The 19933-nt window shown below is 35.9% G+C and carries 12 protein-coding genes; 8 read left to right on the top strand and 4 right to left on the bottom strand.

Features of this window, described 5'->3' with window-relative positions; all coding sequences use genetic code 11:
* Positions 1-691: 691 nt before the first annotated feature.
* Positions 692-1999: an MFS family transporter gene (locus tag ACFIJS_RS02515; RefSeq protein WP_375649772.1), complete on the bottom strand. Its 1308-nt coding sequence runs from the start codon at positions 1997-1999 to the stop codon at positions 692-694.
* 220 nt (positions 2000-2219) lie between these two features.
* Between ACFIJS_RS02515 and ACFIJS_RS02510 the strand changes: the two genes are divergently transcribed.
* From ACFIJS_RS02510 to ACFIJS_RS02480, 7 genes are all read left to right on the top strand, one after another.
* The gene (locus ACFIJS_RS02510; RefSeq protein WP_375649769.1) at positions 2220-3014 is read left to right on the top strand and encodes a thymidylate synthase; all 795 of its coding nucleotides are present in this window, start codon (positions 2220-2222) and stop codon (positions 3012-3014) included.
* Positions 3011-3520 carry a dihydrofolate reductase gene (locus ACFIJS_RS02505; protein ID WP_375649612.1) on the top strand — a complete coding sequence of 170 codons (510 nt, stop codon included), beginning with the start codon at positions 3011-3013 and terminating at the stop codon, positions 3518-3520. The genes ACFIJS_RS02510 and ACFIJS_RS02505 overlap by 4 nt, the downstream gene beginning before the upstream one ends.
* 121 nt (positions 3521-3641) lie before the next feature.
* On the top strand, positions 3642-4787 hold the full coding sequence (gene hflK, locus ACFIJS_RS02500) for an FtsH protease activity modulator HflK (protein WP_375649610.1): 1146 nt from the start codon (positions 3642-3644) through the stop codon (positions 4785-4787).
* A gap of 2 nt (positions 4788-4789) precedes the next feature.
* Positions 4790-5725, top strand: a complete 936-nt coding sequence (gene hflC / locus ACFIJS_RS02495; protein ID WP_375649608.1) for a protease modulator HflC — start codon at positions 4790-4792, stop codon at positions 5723-5725.
* A gap of 133 nt (positions 5726-5858) precedes the next feature.
* Entirely contained in the window at positions 5859-7385 is a 1527-nt protein-coding gene (locus tag ACFIJS_RS02490) for a Do family serine endopeptidase (protein WP_375649605.1), read from the top strand.
* A 1024-nt stretch (positions 7386-8409) separates the two neighbouring features.
* Positions 8410-9282, top strand: coding sequence for a tRNA (adenosine(37)-N6)-dimethylallyltransferase MiaA (gene miaA / locus ACFIJS_RS02485; protein ID WP_375649603.1), 873 nt, complete (start codon positions 8410-8412; stop codon positions 9280-9282).
* A gap of 270 nt (positions 9283-9552) precedes the next feature.
* On the top strand, positions 9553-11355 hold the full coding sequence (locus ACFIJS_RS02480; protein ID WP_375649601.1) for an acetolactate synthase 3 large subunit: 1803 nt from the start codon (positions 9553-9555) through the stop codon (positions 11353-11355).
* A 671-nt stretch (positions 11356-12026) separates the two neighbouring features.
* Here ACFIJS_RS02480 and ACFIJS_RS02475 read toward each other — a convergent pair.
* Both ACFIJS_RS02475 and ACFIJS_RS02470 read right to left on the bottom strand, forming a co-directional pair.
* On the bottom strand, positions 12027-12761 hold the full coding sequence (locus ACFIJS_RS02475; protein ID WP_375649598.1) for a pyridoxine 5'-phosphate synthase: 735 nt from the start codon (positions 12759-12761) through the stop codon (positions 12027-12029).
* 83 nt (positions 12762-12844) lie between these two features.
* Entirely contained in the window at positions 12845-13966 is a 1122-nt protein-coding gene (locus tag ACFIJS_RS02470) for an ATP-dependent RecD-like DNA helicase (protein ID WP_375649596.1), read from the bottom strand.
* Positions 13967-17013: 3047 nt separating this feature from the next.
* Here ACFIJS_RS02470 and ilvC point away from each other — a divergent pair.
* Complete coding sequence (ilvC, locus tag ACFIJS_RS02465; protein ID WP_375649594.1) at positions 17014-18033, top strand: ketol-acid reductoisomerase; 1020 nt, start codon at positions 17014-17016, stop codon at positions 18031-18033.
* A gap of 111 nt (positions 18034-18144) precedes the next feature.
* Here ilvC and ACFIJS_RS02460 read toward each other — a convergent pair whose 3' ends face one another.
* The gene (locus ACFIJS_RS02460) at positions 18145-19536 is read right to left on the bottom strand and encodes an amino acid permease (RefSeq protein ID WP_375649591.1); all 1392 of its coding nucleotides are present in this window, start codon (positions 19534-19536) and stop codon (positions 18145-18147) included.
* Positions 19537-19933: the final 397 nt, after the last annotated feature.

Here is a 19933-nt window from a genome sequence, read left to right as displayed (position 1 = left end):
TAGTTTATATGCTGGATGTTGTTTTGTAAAATGGTGTTATTGACTATTACATGAGAGGTTGGTGTGTGAGTAAAAATGCTTTTTATGAACGATTTTAAGTGTCAAGGAAGAATGGAATATTAAGAGCTAGTAGATAGTATAATGACAGCGACTTGCACTTTTATTAAGTGTCAAAGAGGGTGGTACACATGTTTATACTTTATGGGGATTTTACGTTATGTTATTCACAGGTGCCGTCGTGAAATGGAGTTTGGAGTTGGGTGCATTGAGAAATGTTTCTCAAAAAAGTGTGCGATTTTATAACATAATGGTATTTTCTATTTTTCATGAAAGGCTTTATGTTGCATGAGGGGTACCGTTAAGAATGTATTAAACAAAATCATGAGTGTAATCTTTATTATTGATAAAACTTCTTGAAAGATAATCATTTTTCTTCGATTTTGAGTGGAAATGGAAAATAAAACAAACGTTTTTTATCTTCAAAGAACTAAATTCAGCAAAAGAAGTATTTATTACATAATAATGTGAAGTCATTTATTTTTATAAGCGGCGTATGCAAGAGGGAAAATTTCTTCTTTAGAGTGTTTGAAGGGATAAAAAATTGTGAGTTTTAAACTTCCATAAAGAAGATATAAAAAAGCCCAGAGCTCTGGGCTTTTTTGTTAAAACTCTTTTTTGTTAACATTAAAGGTTAATTAATATCGTCTCCTTGTAAATACCCTTTTTTGCGAGCATCTGGCATTAAGAGAATTGCGATAAAGGCAACGATCATCATGCCGGCTATATAAAAATGGAATATAGATTCATATCCATGTTTTTTAAATTCGAGTGCTACAGTTTCAGCAGAACCGCCGAAGAGTGCATTGGCAATAGCATAAGAGAGCCCAACTCCCATGGCGCGTACTGAAGCAGGAAACATTTCTGCTTTTACGATACCTGAGACAGATGTATAAAAACTCAAAATACACAGCATTCCAATAACGATTAAGAGTGCAGTCCAAGTGTCATGGGTGCTACCAATGATTCTGAGCCCAGGAACGATAAAGATGATGGAGAGGGTACTCCAAATAAGCAGTGAAGTTTTAGTGCCAATTTTATCTGCGAGAGAACCAAAGAGGGGTTGGAGTAACATAAAAACAAACAGTGCAGCAGTCATTATTGTATTAGCAGTGGGTTTATCAAATCCGCTCGTCGTGATCAGATATTTTTGCATATAAGTTGTGCTGGTATAAAATATGAGCGATCCTCCAGCTGTAAAACCGATCACTAAAAGGAACGCTTTTCCGTGATTGCGTAGAAGCTCTTTAAGACTACCAGTGTGTTTTTGAGAGCGACTCTCTTTTGTGGTTGTTTCATGAAGAGAACGACGCAGATAAATTGCAACAATTGCTCCGCATCCACCAATTACAAAAGGGATACGCCATCCCCATGCCTTTAACTGATCTTCTGTGAGATAGAAGGCGAGAATAAACATAACCAGACTTGCAAGAAGCTGACCGCCAATAAGCGTGGCATATTGAAAGGAACTAAAGAACCCACGACGTTTTTTAAGAGCAACTTCGCTCATATAAGTTGCTGTTGTGCCATATTCACCGCCAACGGAAAGTCCTTGGATCATACGGAGCAAAACGAGTAAAACGGCTGCTGTCGTTCCAATTGTTTCATAGGTAGGAAGGAAGGCAATAAGAAAAGAGCCGCCACACATCATAAAAACAGAAATAAGTAAAGAGCGTTTACGTCCATAACGATCCGCAATAAAACCAAAGAGCCAACCACCAATTGGACGCATAAGAAAGCCGATAAAAAAGACAATGGAAGATTTTAAAAGTTCGGTAACAACATCTCCATCAGAAGGAAAAAATTGCGAGGCAAAATAAATAGATGTAAAAGAATAAACATAAAAATCATACCATTCCACCAAATTACCCGATGCGCTCGATATGATAGAAAGAACACGTTTTCTTGTATCATGTGGTGCTAAAGCTTCTTGTTTTTCCATAGTCGATCCCTTCATTTCACGTTTATCCACCTTTGTTTATTATCCCTCTATGTTATTTTCTTAGAAGCTGTCTATAGTATTTTATCTTTTGCATTAAAATTTTAGTGAGATCATGATAATTTCTTGTGTAAGATGTCTTCGGAAAAAGATTTGAATTATGTTTGTACGGATTTTACAGTTTTTATTTTCTATAATGAGAAGAATCGGACATAATAGCCCTATGAAATCATATCTTGCTCTTTTATCTCATGTTTTAAATCAGGGTATTGATCGGTCAGATCGAACGGGTGTTGGAACGCGATCTATTTTTGGGTATCAGATGCGCTTTGATTTACAAGCGGGATTTCCATTGTTGACAACAAAGAAACTACACTTACGTTCAATTATTTATGAGCTTTTGTGGTTTCTTAAAGGCGATACAAATATCGCGTGGTTGAAAGAGCGTGGTGTATCGATTTGGGACGAGTGGGCTGATGAAAAGGGAAATCTTGGTCCTGTTTATGGTTATCAGTGGCGTTCTTGGCCTGCTCCTGATGGACGTCAGATTGATCAAATTAACAATCTTTTAACGATGATTAAGAAAACGCCAGATTCTCGTCGCTTGATTGTATCAGCTTGGAATCCTGCATTAATAGAGGAAATGGCTTTACCTCCGTGCCATTGTCTTTTTCAATTTTATATTGCTGAGGGTAAATTATCTTGTCAGCTTTATCAGCGTTCGGCGGATATTTTCTTGGGTGTTCCATTCAATATTGCATCCTACGCATTGCTAACGATGATGATTGCGCAAGTAAGCGGTCTTAAAGTAGGCGATTTTATTCATACGCTGGGAGATGCCCATCTTTATTCTAATCATTTTGAACAGGCAAAATATCAATTGTCTCGTATACCAAATGCTTTGCCATATATGCGTATAAATCCAGCAGTAACAGATCTTTTTTCCTTTCAATTTGAGGATTTTGAGTTGCTTAATTATGAAGCGCAGCCACATATCAAGGCACCGGTAGCAATATGACGATTTCCATTTGTTTAATTGCTGCTGTTGCAGAAAATGGGGTTATCGGTCGTGAAGGTGCGATGCCTTGGCATTTATCGACGGATTTGCGACGCTTTAAAGCTTTGACGTTGGGTAGACCCATTATTATGGGAAGAAAAACTTGGGATTCTCTTGGGCGTCCTTTACCAGGGCGTACAAATATCGTCATTACCCGTGATTGTACTTTCGTTGCTGAAGGGGCTGTTGTTGCTCACTCTTTATCGCAAGCTTGTTCTATCGCAAGAAGTGAGGCTTCTCAAAATGGTGCAGATGAAGTTTTTATTATTGGGGGTGGTGAAATTTTTCAACAAGGGTTGCATATGGCTGATAAAATATTCCTTACAGAAGTGTTAGCTTCTATAGAAGGTGATAGTTTTTTTCCTGTTTTTAATAAAGAAAAGTGGACTATTGTGGAAACACAAGATATTCCCAAAGGGGATAAAGATAGTCATCCGACACGTTTTTTTGTTTATGAGCGGAAATAATTTTTTAATATTGAAGTGGAAAGGGTTTATCAGTTGCATACTAATGAGATAAGAGAATCCCTATAAGATTCAAGTGAATGGTTGGTATTTGAATGAATGGTAGTCAGTTAAAGAGGTGATAATGCCCTGGACAAATCAAAATGGTGGTGGCCCGTGGAGTGGCGATAAAAACAAGAACAGTGGTGACAAAAAAACATCGGCTAAGAATCTTTTTGGTTCTGGTGGCAATAATGGTGGCGAAAATGGTCCCAATCTTGATGATATTTTGCGTAAAGGGAAGGATCAGTTTAAACAATTTAGTAGAGGAGGAATTGTTGTTTTGTTCCTTCTGCTTGCTGTGTGTTTTTTGCTCTATCAATCACTTTATATTGTCCAACAAAATGAGCAAGCAGTAGAATTGCGTTTTGGTGTGCCTAAGGCGGGAATTATCGGTGATGGATTGCATTTTCACTTTTGGCCAATTGAGACCTATATGAAAGTGCCTTTAACTGAAAAAACAATTGCAATTGGTGGGCAGACAGGACAGAGACAACAAAGTGAAGGTTTGATGCTGTCTAGTGATCAAAATATTGTTAATGTCAATTTTTCTGTTTACTATCGCATTTCACATCCAGGACAATTTTTATTCAATGTGAATGATCAAGAAGGGACAGTTCGTCAGGTTGCTGAAAGTGCAATGCGCGAGGTTATTGGATCCAGACCTGTTGATGATGTTTTACGCGATAAAAAAGAGGAAGTTGCTAACGATGTGCGAAAGATTACCCAGTTGACTGTCGATAAATATCAACTCGGTGTCGAAATAAGCCGTGTATCGATTAGTGAAGCTGCTCCTCCTACTAAGGTTGCTGCTGCGTTTAATTCTGTTCAGCAGGCAGAGCAGGAACGTGGACGGATGATTGAAGAAGGAAATCGTGTGCGTTTTACGAAAATTGGTTTAGCAAATGGTGAAGCTTCACGTACACGGGAAATCGCAAAAGGTGAAAAAGCACAAATGATTGAAGAGGCACGCGGGCGTGCTGAACGTTTTCAGGCCATAGCCCGTGAGGCGGCAATCTCACCAGAGGTTGCGCGATATCGTCTTTATATGGAGACGATGGGGCGTATTTTATCTTCGCCAAATAAATTGGTTCTTGATCAAATTAATTCTCCAGCGGTGCCTTATCTTCCTTTAAACGAATTGCTGCGTAACAATTTATCAGAAAAAGCAAAAGAAAAATCAGCACGTTTGGCATCGTTCTCGGATGCTCATATTTCTGGAGGACGCTAATAATGCAGCAGTCTCGTTTTTTGTTTATTTTTAGTACTATAATGTTTCTTTTGATCATCTTGTGGATGTCGCTTTTTATTGTCTATCCTCGTCAACAAGTGGCAATTAAGCGTTTTGGTCAAATTGTTAAGGTCGAGTCTAATCCTGGAATTTATTCGAAAATGCCCTTTGTGGATAAGATGATTGTAGTGGATAATCGTTTGTTGCGTTATGATGTTCCTACGCAATCGGTACAAGTTCGTGGGGGTGCTTATTACGAGGTGGATGCGTTTTTTATTTATCGTATTACAGATCCTAAATTGTTTTTACAGCGTATTGCTTCAGGGCGCCCACAAATTGCGGCACGTGAAAACCTTGCACCACGGTTTATTGACGCTTTGCGTGCTGTTTATGGTAAGCGAGAATTTAAAGCAGCTTTATCGGATGAACGAGGCGCGATGATGGCTGAGGTGCAACGGCAATTTTCTATAGATGCAGGTTCGTTGGGTATTACGATTGTTGATGTGCGTATTCGAAAAACCGATTTAACGGATGCTGTTTCAGAAGATGTTTATCGACAAATGGCTGCTGAACGGGAGGCTGCTGCGGAAAATATTCGGGCTCGTGGTCAACAAGAACGAGATCGTATTGTGGCAGAAGCAAATCGTGAATATGAAGAAATTGTGGCAGCTGCAAAGCGTGATGCTGAAATTACTCGCGGTGAAGGACAAGCCGAAAGTATTCGCATTTTATTAAATGCGCGGGAAGCTAATCCATCTTTTTACGATTTTTGGTTAGCGATGGAACAGTATAAGAATTTAGAAAGAGTTCCGATGGTCATTTCACCAAATGAGGATTTCTTTTTTTATTTTCAAAATCCCCTGCAATCAAAGAAAAAGCTTTCATCAACAATGAGTCCTAGTTTGAGCAAAACTGATTCAAAGTCTGGTGGAGAATAGATGTATACTATTTCATACGAGAAGTATGCTCTATAGCTTATTTTTTATGATGAATGTAAGAGAGTGTTAAGCCATAGTGATTGTGCATAATAAATTGAATAAGGTTCTTTGCAGCTTTAGTTAAAGGCATGTCATGGATAGAAGTATCGTAAGTAGAAATACGTTTTTGAAGTCTTTTATCACAAGAGTTGTTTTGTGTGTGATTTTGTTTTTATCAGGATTAGTGAATTTGTCTTGGGGCAAAGAGACAAACAAGACATTGCTTTCTGTTCCTGATTTAGCTTCTGAGCTTTTGGAGACGGTTGTGAATATTTCTACGGCACAGACTGTTGAAGGAACAGAACAGGATGAAAATACTTCGGTACCCGTTATTCCCAAAGATTCATTGCTGGAGGAATATTTTAATGATTTTTTTACACCTAAAGATGGTCAAAAAAATAGTCAATTTCAAAAGGTGCGTTCTTTGGGATCGGGTTTTGTGATTGATGCGCAAAAAGGGATTATTGTTACAAATTATCATGTTATTGTTGATGCTGATGATATTGAAGTTAATTTTACGGATGGTACAAAACTCAAGGCAAAGCTCCTTGGCAAGGACAGCAAAACTGATTTAGCGTTGCTTCAAGTAGATGCAGGACGTAAAAAATTGAAAGCTGTGCGTTTTGGTGATTCAGAAAAAGCACGTATTGGTGACTGGGTTATGGCTATTGGTAATCCTTATGGTTTTGGTGGAAGTGTGACGGTTGGTATTATTTCTGCACGTAACCGTGATCTTAATGCTGGTCCCTATGATAATTTTATTCAAACAGATGCAGCAATTAATCGGGGCAATTCTGGTGGTCCGTTATTTGATAGAAATGGTGAAGTCATTGGCATTAATACAGCAATTGTTTCACCTTCTGGAGGATCTATCGGTATTGGGTTTGCTATTCCATCGGATATGGCCCTTTCTGTTATTAATCAATTGCGTGATTTTGGAGAAATAAGGCGTGGTTGGTTGGCTATTCGTATTCAGCCGGTAACAGAGGATATTGCAAAAAGTTTAAAATTGGACAATGCTGTAGGAGCATTGGTGGCTGGTAAAATAGAACAGACGGAAGAAAATAACGTAGATAATAGCCAGTTACAAACTGGAGATGTTATTCTTTCCTTTGGTAATTTCAAAATTAAGCATGCACGTGATTTGCCGCGTTTAGTTGCAGAAAGTTCAGAAGGAAAAGTGGTGGATGTTACTGTTTTACGGAATGGGCAAGAAAAAACAGTAAAAGTTAAGCTTGGACGTTTGATTGAAACAGATGCAAATGAAGATATAGAAGAAGAAGTTGATGATAAAAAAAACAATGATCTGTCAAAAAGTGTGACAATGCAATTTATGGGAATGACGCTATCTGAATTGACAGAGGATTTGCGTCATCGTTATTCAATTTCAGATAAACTTCAAGGATTAGTGGTAACATTTGTTGCACAAAATAGTGCAGCGGATAAAAAGCGTATTCGCGTTGGTGAAGTCATTATTGATATCAATCAAAGTGCTATCACAACAATCGATGAGGCTAAAAAACGTATTCATAAATTACGTGAAGCTGGACGCAAAAATGCTCTATTCATTGTAGCGCGTCCAGATGGAGAGTTACGGTTCGTAACGCTCCTAATGGATTGATACCCTAATGGGTTGATCCTTGAAAAATTAATTTTTTGTTTTTTATTAGTCTTAGTATATCGGGTATTTTATAGTTTAGCTATGTGATGTCTAATATTTTTCAAGCTCATTTCACGACGGAGATCATGGATTGTGTAACATAAAATCCATTGGGCAGCTCTGTTTTTGCGTTAAATAAAAGTACAAGTTGGTACCATCATAGATTTGCTAGTTCCCAATATTGCACAAGCCTAGGCTTTGAAATGCTGCATAAGAGATCTATGTCTTGTGTTTAAGTCAAATTTTTATCTCTGCTTGTGATTCACAAGTGAATGGTATTGATATGGCGCTTTATGAGAAGGATAAAAATGAGAAAATTTTACGATATTGGGAGCTCTTATTTAGGTTGCATAACGCTCAACTATTATAAATAAAGGGTGCAATTATTATTATAAATAATGTTTTATTTAGTGAGACTTTTAGCACTTTGTGATTGTATTTTTTGTGCTATAGAAAGCGTTTTTTCACTTTAGTTTGAAAAAAGTTCTCCTAGAGAAAAATCATATTAGACTAAATTAGTTATATATATATTTATACTTTTCTTGGTGATAGATAAAAAAAATAGTTATAAAAAAAGAGAGTGTGAAAAAGACAATTTCTGAAGCTCTTATTATAAATCAGAGTAGCATGCTGTTTTTATAGGAAAAATTAAAGCTGTTTGATTGTATAGGTTAAGTTCAGTCTTATTTTTCTGATTGATTAAAAAGAATATGTTTGTTTTTAATGGACTAACGGACAGAATGATTATGGCTGGAGTTTATTATTGAATTATGATAGCAAAAAATGCTTGGAAATTCCCTTGATGTTATTATTAAGTTCATTTTTTCTTTTTTTATAAGTTCATAAGGGGTTTTGTCCTAAGGAGAATTTGTGTTCATATTTTTGTTTAAAGTGTTCACTCTATGATAACGAAGATAAAATAGAGGGGCTTTGGGGGATGTCATGCATGTTGCAATAAGTTACTGCTTGGGAGAAATTGCTATTCATGACACAGAGAACAGTTACATTAATAGCAGGACCAACGGCAAGTGGGAAGTCAGAACTTGCCTTGCAAATGGCTCAAGAAAAAAATGCTCTTATTATTAACACTGATTCAATGCAGGTTTATGATGTTTTAAATATTTTAACGGCACGGCCGAGGGAGGCTGATACCGCGATTGTTCCACATTATCTTTATGGTCATGTGAGTCCTACTTTGAATTATTCAGTAGGGCAATGGTTGTGTGATGTCGAGAAGCTATTGGCTACTTTTTCTTTAAGATCAGTTATTTTTGTTGGTGGAACAGGACTTTATTTTCGTGCTCTTTTAGAGGGGATTTCGGAAATCCCTCATGTTCCAGATGTTGTGCGGCAGAAGTGGCGTTTGCTGCTTGATAAAGAGGGACCTGAAAGCCTTTATCACCAGTTGTTGCAGATTGATGCTGTTGTTGCTGAAAAAATTTCTTCGCACGATAGACAGCGTATTGTCCGTGCTTTGGAAGTTTATGATGCAACCGGTCAGACGCTCAGTTGGTGGCAGAAACAAAAAACAACACCTCTCATTGCGCCGAATTTCACCGAAAAAATTCTTCTCATGCCACCACGTCCTCTGCTTTATGAACGTATTCATAAACGCTTGGATTCTATGATTGAAAGAGGAGCTTTAGAAGAGGTGATGATCATGAAGAATCTTATGCTTTCCCCTTCATTACCAGCAATGAAGGCTATTGGTATACCTGAATTTATGGCTTATTTGGATGGATATATAAGCTTTGAGAATGCTCTTGAAGCGGTGAAAATACAAACGAGGAGATATGCAAAAAGACAAATGACATGGTTTCGTAATCAATTTGATGAAGAATGGATGCTTACTTTTTGATAAGAGAGCTAGAGCTTTGCAAAGAAACTTATCGAAAGATAAAAGATAATTCGTGAAAAAGATTTTTTTTAGAAAATATAATTTTTTATTGACGAATGGTATCAATGGAATTAGAAACCTTTCTACAAGGAAATTTTTATATATTTTATACGTTGGAATAATGGGGGTGATCATACAGTGTGTGTTGTGTAATAGGCTCCTTTAGGGTCTTTTTTTATGGGCTCCGTTAGGAGCTTTTTTATTGTCCTATCAAGTAGGTGAGTGGGAAAAATGAGAAATGATCCAAGAAAGCAAGAGAGTGCAGACGGAAAAATAATGTCGGGGGCTGAAATAGTGGTTCAGGCTCTTATAGATCAAGGGGTTAAACATATTTTTGGTTATCCTGGTGGGGCTGTTCTGCCTATTTTTGATGTTCTCTATCACCAAGATACATTCCAGCATATTTTGGTGCGCCATGAACAAGCTGCAGGGCATGCTGCTGAAGGTTATGCACGCAGTACTGGAAAAGTAGGTGTTATGCTTGTAACTTCTGGTCCAGGTGCAACGAATGCTGTTACACCTTTGCAAGATGCTCTCATGGATTCTATACCTCTTGTTTGTTTTTCTGGTCAGGTAGCGACAACGATCATTGGAACAAATGGCTTTCAAGAAGCTGATACGGTTGGAATTACAAAGCCCTGTACGAAGCGTAATTGGTTGGTTAAAAACGTTAATGATCTTGCGGCTATTATTCATGAAGCTTTTTCTCTTGCTCAATCAGGTCGTCCTGGACCGGTTTTGATTGATATTCCTAAAGATGTTCAATTTGCTTCAGGATTTTATAGAGCACCTCAAATTCAGGAATCTTTGCATTTTTCTCTATCGTTGAAAGAGAATAATAGTGAGGCTATTGAAATTGCTGTTTCTCTTTTAGTTGAGGCAAAACGCCCTATTATTTATTCTGGTGGCGGTGTTATTTCATCGGGGATGGAAGCTATACAATTCTTGCGTAATTTGGTTCAATTGGGAGATTTTCCGATTACTTCAACATTAATGGGACTTGGTGCTTATCCTGCTTCTGGCAAAAATTGGCTGGGAATGCTGGGAATGCATGGAACCTATGAGGCTAATATGGCCATGCATGATTGTGATGTCATGTTAGCTGTTGGAGCACGATTTGATGATCGTATCACAGGGCGCCTTAATGCATTTGCACCTCATGCGCGTATTATTCATATTGATATTGATCCTTCTTCCATTAATAAAATTGTAAAAGCAGAAGTTCCACTTATTGGCGATGTGGCTCATATTTTGGCAGATATAATGCAACATTTACATAGGCATCAATCAAAGTTTGATAAAGAAAGTCGTAAAACATGGTGGATGCAAATTAATCGCTGGAAGGCTCGTAATTCATTGGCATATATGAAAAAAAAAGATGTTATCATGCCACAATATGCTCTTGAACGGCTATATGCTCTTACCAAAGATGCAAACGCTTATATTACAACGGATGTTGGACAGCATCAGATGTGGGCAGCGCAGTATTATCATTTTGATGAACCAAAACATTGGATGACTTCTGGTGGGTTGGGAACTATGGGGTATGGTCTTCCTGCGGCTATCGGTGTTCAAATAGCACATCCTGATGCGCTTGTTGTGTGTATTTCTGGTGATGCCTCCATTCAAATGAATATTCAAGAGCTTGCAACAGCAATTCAGCATGATACACCAGTGAAAATTTTTATTTTAAATAATCAGTATATGGGGATGGTCCGTCAGTGGCAGCAATTGCTGCATGGTAATCGTCTTTCTCATTCTTATACGGAATCTATGCCTGACTTTGTGAAATTGGCACAAGCTTATGGAGCTGTAGGGATTCATTGTTCAAAACCAGATGAACTTGATGATAAAATTCAGCAAATGATTGACTGTGATAAGCCTGTTCTTTTCGATTGTCGTGTTTATCATTTAGAAAATTGTTTTCCCATGATTCCATCGGGATGCGCCCATAATGAGATGCTATTACCCGATGAGGCAAGCGAGGAAGCTGTTGCAAATGCTGTTTCTTCTGAGGGAAAGATTCTTGTATAAAATGAATATGTTAACCAAATAGTGAAGGGATTTTATGGTTGTTGATCCTTTTCAATTCTTCCTTCTATCCCTCATTTTGAGAGATATTTTTATCATTTTTAGAGACTATTTCTATTTCGTTGTGCAGTAACAATCCAATGTTTATAGGAGTATAAGGCATATAAAATTTTATACATATGATTTTTTAAAAGACTGTGTGGTGAATATTCTTAGTCAATGTTTGTCCGCAGAGTTTATGAAGGAGTAAGCCTATACCATCATACTGTTTGCTATCTCAATGTTGTTATAGTTTTGCGTATGGTTGATAAAAGACATTTTTATTCCTTTCTTTGATTATTTTTATTTAACATCAATTTTGCTTGCGATGTGTAAAGAAATGATTTTTCTTGATTTAAGATAACATATTGATTTATTGTGTAAATAAACATGTTATCTATTAATTGAAGCGCATAAAATGTTTAGTAAGTAGAAGCTGTTTAAGGGCAGTCGAATTGTTAGAACATCGCATACACTCAAAAACAAAAGATAGAAAGAAACCAATAAACAGAGGAACAATAGAATATTTATAATACATGCTAACAGTGCTATTTATCTAAACATATATTATTTTTTTAGATAAAGTAGCAAAGCTTTATAAAAATTTCTCTTTCAATTTTATAAGAGAGAAAAAATTACGATAATAACCGGATAAAACGCTGAACAGTATCATGCATTCCATACTCTAATGCATCAGCAATGAGTCCATGGCCAATAGAAACTTCATCAAGCCAAGGAATGTTTTTGACAAGAGTAGGAAGATTCATAAGTGTCAGATCATGCCCTGCGTTCATACCTAACTGCAACTCTTTTGCTCTTTTTGCTGCTAAAACAAGTTTATTGAGCTCTTGGACTTGTTTTATTTTGTCCTGAAATGCATCACCGTAAGGCCCAGTATAAAATTCCACACGATCAGCCCCTATTGCTTTAGCAATATCAAGACCATCGATAGTAGGATTAGCAAAAAGTGATACACGAATCTTTCTTTTTTTCAAATGCTGAATAATAGGTGTTAAAAATTCTGCATCATGAGCAAAATTCCAACCATGATCAGACGTTGACTGATCTGGATCATCAGGAACAAGGGTAATCTGATCCGCGTAGTTTTCAGCTATATCCAAAAAATGATCACTGGGATAACCTTCAATATTAAACTCAGCTGTAGGAAAAGTGTTCTTGATTAAACAGTATATATCTGGCAAATCCGCAAAACGAATATGCCTTTCATCGGGACGTGGATGAACCGTCAAACCTGCTGCTCCAGCAGCAAGCGCTATATGCCCAATATTCGTGATACTTGGCCACGGAAGATTACGTCGATTACGCAAAACAGCAACAGCATTAAGATTAACCGAAAGTTTTACCGCCATGCCCATTTCCATTTTTCTATATTGTGTAACAAGATAGAAAAAAGCATTTTCCATCTGAAACTTAGATGATACACATATTTTTTCTATCGAACAATCATTAAACGTTCTGCTGCGCGCGTAATTCCCGTATAAAGCCAGCGCGCATACATATCACGAAATGCAAAACTTTCATCAAACAAAATGACGTTATTCCATTGAGAACCTTGCGCTTTATGAACCGTTAATGCATACCCATAATCAAAATCATCATATCGCTTTTTTAATTGCCATGAAATTTCTTGATCAGGTTTTTCAAACGCTGCTTTTAACAGTTTAATCTTTGCTACCCCACGCTCACTTTCTTCTGGTTTCACAAGAAGATTAATACTTGGTTTAACTGTTTCCTTCTGTGAAGTCATCACCTTCCATAAAGAGCCATTCAACAAACCTTTAGTAGGATCATTTCGCAAACACACCAGCTTATCTCCTGCTTGCGGATAATCTGCTGTAAATCCTTTTAACACACGCAAACGCTGATTATAAAGGTAGCGCGTACGATTAACCCCTACCAATACCTGATCAGCATCCAAAACCAATTGTTGATTGACCTCTTTACGTGTAACAACACAAGCTTCTCCATAATCACCATAAGCAATATCGCGTCCTTCACGTACATCCATAGCAAGACGTATAATCGGATTATCCCGCGCTTGCCGATGAATTTCTGAAAGAAGAAAATCTGGTTCTCCATTGGAAAAAAAACCTCCACCTGATATAGGAGGCAATTGACCTGGATCACCCAGAACAAGAATTGGCGTCCGAAAGCTCATTAAATCACACGCCAATTTTTCATCTACCATCGAGCACTCATCAACAATAATGAGTTTAGCTTGTGCAGCAGCGCTCCTTCGATTTAATGTAAATGTTGGAGCAATAGACTTTTTTCCTGTTATTTCATCAGAAACTTCTTCTTCTCCACGTGGACAATAAATCAGCGAATGAATAGTACAAGCATTGCTTGCACCTTTAGAACGTAAAACCTGCGCTGCCTTCCCTGTAAAAGCAGCAAACTGAACAGAACCATCAACTGTCTCTGCAAAATAGCGCGCAAGCGTCGTCTTACCCGTCCCCGCATAGCCAAAAAGGCGAAAAAGAGGAGAACGCCCTTCCTTCAACCACGCGGCAACAGCCTTTAATGCATTATCCTGTTCCGGTGAAAACTGCATCGCTTATCAAAATAAGATTCGCATAAAAAACACAACTAAAAAAACTGTCGTTAAGAATTTCGATACATGAACTACTTTCATAACGCACTCACTAATCCTTGTATTAAGAATTTTTATACAAAATATTCAATAATCTAACTTTTGACTTCATGAAAAATTTGTATCACCCCTCTTGAATAAATTTCTTGCATATTATGTAACATTTTGACTTTTAATGATAATTAACTGTTTTACCTGTTAAATAAGGGATCTGAATATCGTAAGTTTCTCTCATTTCAAACCTATTCCATGTTGAATTAATCAAAATCATTTGTTTGCATGTCAAAAGTGAGGCTTGCTTGCTGTTTCATAAGTGTAAAGATGGTATTACACAATATTTATAACGTATGTTTATAATTTACGAGGCTCTACCGTTATTACTTATAGTCACTATCGCAAGATGAACTTAGGCGTATTAAGAGATGTGTCTAAAACAAGCACGTAAGTTCGCAACCCAATAGTGTTTTGTTTTGCATGAAGAATCGTATCTGATTGAGGTAAAATATCCTATTTTACAGCACAAAACAAACTGCCCCAGATTAATATAAGTGTTTCTGTTGCATTATAATTAGCGTTTAAAAAGTAATTAAAAAATAAAATGTTAATCAAGTGAGTCAATAAAAATGCTTCACACAAAAATTTATCTTTACATCTCAAAGAGTATAATTCTACACGCTATACATGCTTTATGGGATAATCGCCTCACTTGCACATGAAAATCAAGCACAGTCACCATAATGAAAAATAAATCAAACACATCAAAAAAGAGAGGGTAGCTTTTTCAGTAGAAACAACAAAAGTAATAAAAGATCTTAAAAAAATCTGTTTACCCTAAAGAGAGTCTATAATCTTCTTCCCTCGATTCCTTTCAACAAATTGACAACAAATAAATTGTATCTCAACGAATGAGAAGAAAAAAATTACATCACGCCCTATCAGAATACAGCCTATAAATTGCACGCATTTAAGAAAATGCAAAAAATACAAGTAAATAAAATTAAACCCTATGAATGCATTTATCCTCGATCTAAAATCAATGTCGGAGTTTTAAAAATAGCTTACCAGCTAGACAAATTATAAATTTTTTTTCAAAATACAGATTAATAAAACTTTGCTTTCGAAGATATAAAATGGACATACTCGAGCCTCGCATTTCTCATCTTATTACGCAAGCTTCTTATATAATAAGTCCTCTATTATGCATCTTAATCATGAAACACAGTCTAGAGGTATAGAAATTATCAAATACAAGTTTTATCTTATAATTAAAGAAGTTAATTGCCAAATGACAAGCCTCCCTTCTAGAACAGAACAACTTATCGAAAATACATTTTATAGCAACCAGTATTTTAACAACGTTTATTGCATAAACTCTTAAAAGAGACAAAAAACAGAGCACTATTTTCCTTTATGAAAAGATGCAATTCTATAAGAATTGTGGTAATTAGAAAGAAACATGTCATAGCTCAACATGAAACGGAGCAAAAAATATAAGCAAACACTCAAAACTTTTCTGAAAACGTTCAATCATTTTTTTAATGAACAATTATTCATGAATAAAAAGATCAGTTCTCAAACATAATGGCGATTTTCGCATTAAAACAGAAAAAATAAGTTTTAAATCAATATCTATTTTCTAATCTAAGCTGAAGAATAACAATGCTTAAAATTTTTTCCAATGGATGTATCATGTTAATATGAAAATAAAAGTGACAAAACACTCTTAAAAATAAGCTTTTCCCGTTCTATAAATATGTAACGAGATAGACAAAAATAAATATATACCTAAAAAATGTGCAACAATCTGCAAAAAACTCAGCTGTAATTTCATAACGCAAAGCACTATTGGACTGAATAGATCACAATATGCTATCACAAGTACAAATCCTAACTTCCTTCCTGCCCTAACAGACAAGGATTTCTAATCCCACCTATCTTCTTTATTTGTACCATCTATTATGAGGAAGTTTTAAAATCTTCTTACTATAATTTCTTTGAAAGGAGAATAAATATGGTTTTGAAAGTATTTTCCTTATAAAGGGGTACGTAGGATTTTAATGGATCAATACACAAATTATCTTGATGTTTGAGCTCATTTTACGGGTTATCTGTAAATAGTATAACGTAAAATCTTTATGGATGATATGAAATCTATTGCTATCATCATTTTATTTGCTAGTTTACTGTTATGGCAGCTTTTGCAATGAGATAATTTATAAGGCATATTGTTATCTATGTGCAATGCTGCTTTTGGTATATAAGGGGTTTGATGATTTCATCATGAACAGATTTAAAATCAGAAAATGCTTTTTATGAATAGGCTTAATGCAATAAGAGCTGTCAAATAGAATGATGATATCAACTTGTAGCTTTATGAAAGTAAAGAGAGTGGGTGCAATAAATCTTAGAGTATTATAGGGGATTCTTGAAAAGGGCTCGAGCGTATTAAAAGTTTTTTTATAAGGCGCCATAAATGAATAACATAATCACAGTAGGGGTGTTCTTTTTCGCGTGAGAAGCGTGGATATTAAAGAACGTAGAAAGTAAAAACGTCCTCTCTATTATATCTAAAGATATTGTTGTATATGCTTTTGAAGATTGTATTAAAACAATACTTGTTATTTTGTAATTTTTCTTGCTATCCGTATTGATTTGGTTCATGTTAAAGATTGTATATTGTATCTTAATTTTTAGAATATAGTGTTTTGTTGGACGATAGAAGAGTAGAGTATTAGCCAATATATTTTCTTTAGAAATCTTGTTTTGTGTAATTATTTTTTTGTAAAATAGCAGTTGAAGTTTATTGGGGGATCCGTATATGTTTTGGGAATGTCTGGGGACTACAGTTTTTTCTATGCAATATGTAAATTTAAAAAATTATTCAATTGCTGTGTTCTTATAAGCGGTGTTTTTTTCTTTATAAGTGTGTGATGCACTGAAGATAATGTTTCTTATTTGATAAAAATAATCTGAAATCTAGTTTAAATAGAAAAAGAAGGAAATTTTTTATGCGTGTTTATTATGATCGTGATGCAGATGTTAATCTCATTAAAGGGAAAAAAGTAGCCATTGTTGGTTATGGTTCTCAAGGGCGTGCGCATGCTTTAAATTTGAAAGACTCCGGTGTTGAAAATGTGCAAATAGCTTTGCGTTCAGGGTCGGAAACAGTTAAAAAGGCTATGGCTGATGGTTTTGAAGTGGTGAGTGTTGCTGAAGCAGCAAAATGGGCAGATCTCATCATGATGGCAACACCAGATGAATTGCAAGCTGATATTTATAAGGAACATATTCATGATCATTTACGTGATGGGGCAGCGATTGCTTTTGCGCATGGCTTGAGCATTCATTTTGGCTTGATTGAACCTAAAAAACACGTTGATATTGTGATGGTTGCTCCTAAAGGTCCAGGACATACAGTTCGTCATGAATATCAACGGGGTTGTGGTGTTCCTTGCTTAATAGCGGTGGCGCAGGATGCTTCAGGGCATGCACATAATGTAGCATTATCTTATGCATGCGGACTTGGTGGTGGACGTGCTGGGGTGATTGAAACAACATTTAAAGAAGAGTGCGAAACTGATCTTTTTGGTGAACAAGCGGTTCTCTGTGGAGGTCTTGTTGAACTGATTCGAGCAGGTTATGAAACATTAACACAAGCAGGTTATGCACCGGAAATGGCTTATTTTGAGTGTTTACATGAAGTTAAACTGATTGTTGATCTTATGTATGAAGGGGGTATTGCAAATATGAATTATTCGATTTCTAATACAGCTGAATGGGGCGAATATATCTCTGGTCCACGCGTGATTACGGATGAAACCAGAGCGGAAATGAAACGTATATTGAAAGATATCCAAACAGGTAAATTTACGTCAAATTGGATTCAAGAATATAAAGCTGGTGCTGCTCATTTTAAAAGTATGCGGCGTTTAAATGATAATCATCCCATTGAAGAAGTTGGTAAAAAACTTCGTTCTATGATGCCTTGGATAAAATCTAACGCTTTGGTTGATAAAGAGCGTAATTGAAGCTTCCACAGAGATATTTTGTTAATAGCTTTTATAATTTTATAGATAATATCAAAAAAGGGTAACTTTAGTTACCCTTTTTATGTTTTTTTGCAACATAAGCTTTATTTTTTAATTTTTTGCATAATTCTTTTTCCCAAAAAGAAAGTATACAATTGCTAAAAATATGAACCACGCTGGAATGTATTTTAAAGCTATGGCAGTATCAGCTTCTAATGACAATAAATAAATAATGAATGCAAAGAAAATAAGAAGCGTCCAACACATAACAACACCTCCTGGCATTTTATAAGGAGAGACAGTATGCTGGAGAGGACGATTGCGACGATAGACGATATAACTGATCAAAATGATAGACCATACAAATATAAACAAAGTTGCGGCAATCGTCGTAACAATTGTAAAAGCAGCTATGAGGGTCTGAGATAACGATACAACTGCATAACCAAATAAGATGCATAAACATGAAAAGAATAATGCGTTGGCTGGAACGTGGTTACGAGAAAGTTTTCCTAAAAATTTAGGAGCGCCTTTTTGTGTTGCTAGCCCATATATCATACGGCTGGTAGAAAAAATTCCACTATTTGCTGAAGATGCGGCAGCTGTGAGGACAACAAAGTTCATCAAACCTGCAGCAGTTGGAATACCAATAAGTGCATACATTGTTACAAATGGGCTTTTTTCTGGACTGATTTGATCCCACGGCGTTACAGACATAATCACAAGAAGAGAGAATATATAAAAGAATACAATGCGGATTGGTATTGAATTAACAGCCTGTGGTAAAGCTTTTTGAGGCTCTTTTACTTCAGCAGCAGCTGTTCCAGCGAGTTCAATGCCAACAAAAGCAAAAATAACAATTTGAAATCCAGCAAAAAAGCCTGTAATTCCTCGCGGAAAAATATTTCCATTGTTCCATATATGGCTAAGAGAAGCAACCGTACCGTTTGGAGAGATAAAACCGGTAAAGATCATATAAAATCCTACAACAATTAAGACTAGAATTGCTACGATTTTGATAAAGCCAAACCAAAACTCAAGTTCGCCAAATAGTTTTACGGCGACGAGGTTAAGAATTAAAAAGGACATAAGACCAATTATAACAGGAATCCACGGATTGAGTTCAGGCCACCAAAAGTGTGTATAAGTGACAATAGCAATAATTTCAGCAGTTCCAGTGACAATCCAACACAACCAATATGTCCAGCCGATAAAGAATCCGGCACACGGCCCTAGAAGATCGGTTGAGAAGTCAATAAAAGATCGATATTGTGTATTAGAAAGCAATAACTCTCCCATAGCGCGCATGACAAAGTATAGAGAACAACCAATAATTGCATAAACGAGTAGAATTGAGGGTCCTGCTACACTGATTGTTTTTCCTGATCCCATGAAGAGACCTGTTCCAATCGCTCCACCAAGGGCTATAAGTTGTATGTGTCGGTTATGTAGTCCACGTTGCAATTTCTTCTTAGTTTTTTTTTCTAAATTTTGTTTGTTCATTTTTGGGAAGTTCCCCTCAGTTATTTTTAAATAAAAATTATCCTAAAAAAGGTAATCCCTTCTATCGAAACACGCAATGGTTAAGGAGTAAAGGAATTTTTTTCTATGACTATATGTGAATAAAGAAAAAACATTATAAATTAATGGAATAATTATTTTGTATATAATAAATAAAACATAAATTATATTATATTTTAATTTTTCATGTTTTATTTATAATATATAAATATTATTTATATTTAAAATTTATTACAAATAGAAAAATATTTTTACAGAATCTTTTTTTATTGTAGATAGCTATTAAGATATATTCTGTTTAGAGCTGTATTTTTAATTTTGATAAAAAATTGAATATAAATTTTTTAGGGGGGTGTTTCTGATAAAATCTCATGTTTTA

Source organism: Bartonella sp. OT172YNZD, assembly GCF_042193725.1.
GTDB classification, from domain to species: Bacteria; Pseudomonadota; Alphaproteobacteria; order Rhizobiales; family Rhizobiaceae; genus Bartonella; species Bartonella grahamii_A.
The sequence above is the reverse complement of the archived record's forward strand: the minus strand, read 5'-3'. Positions and strand labels throughout refer to the sequence as shown.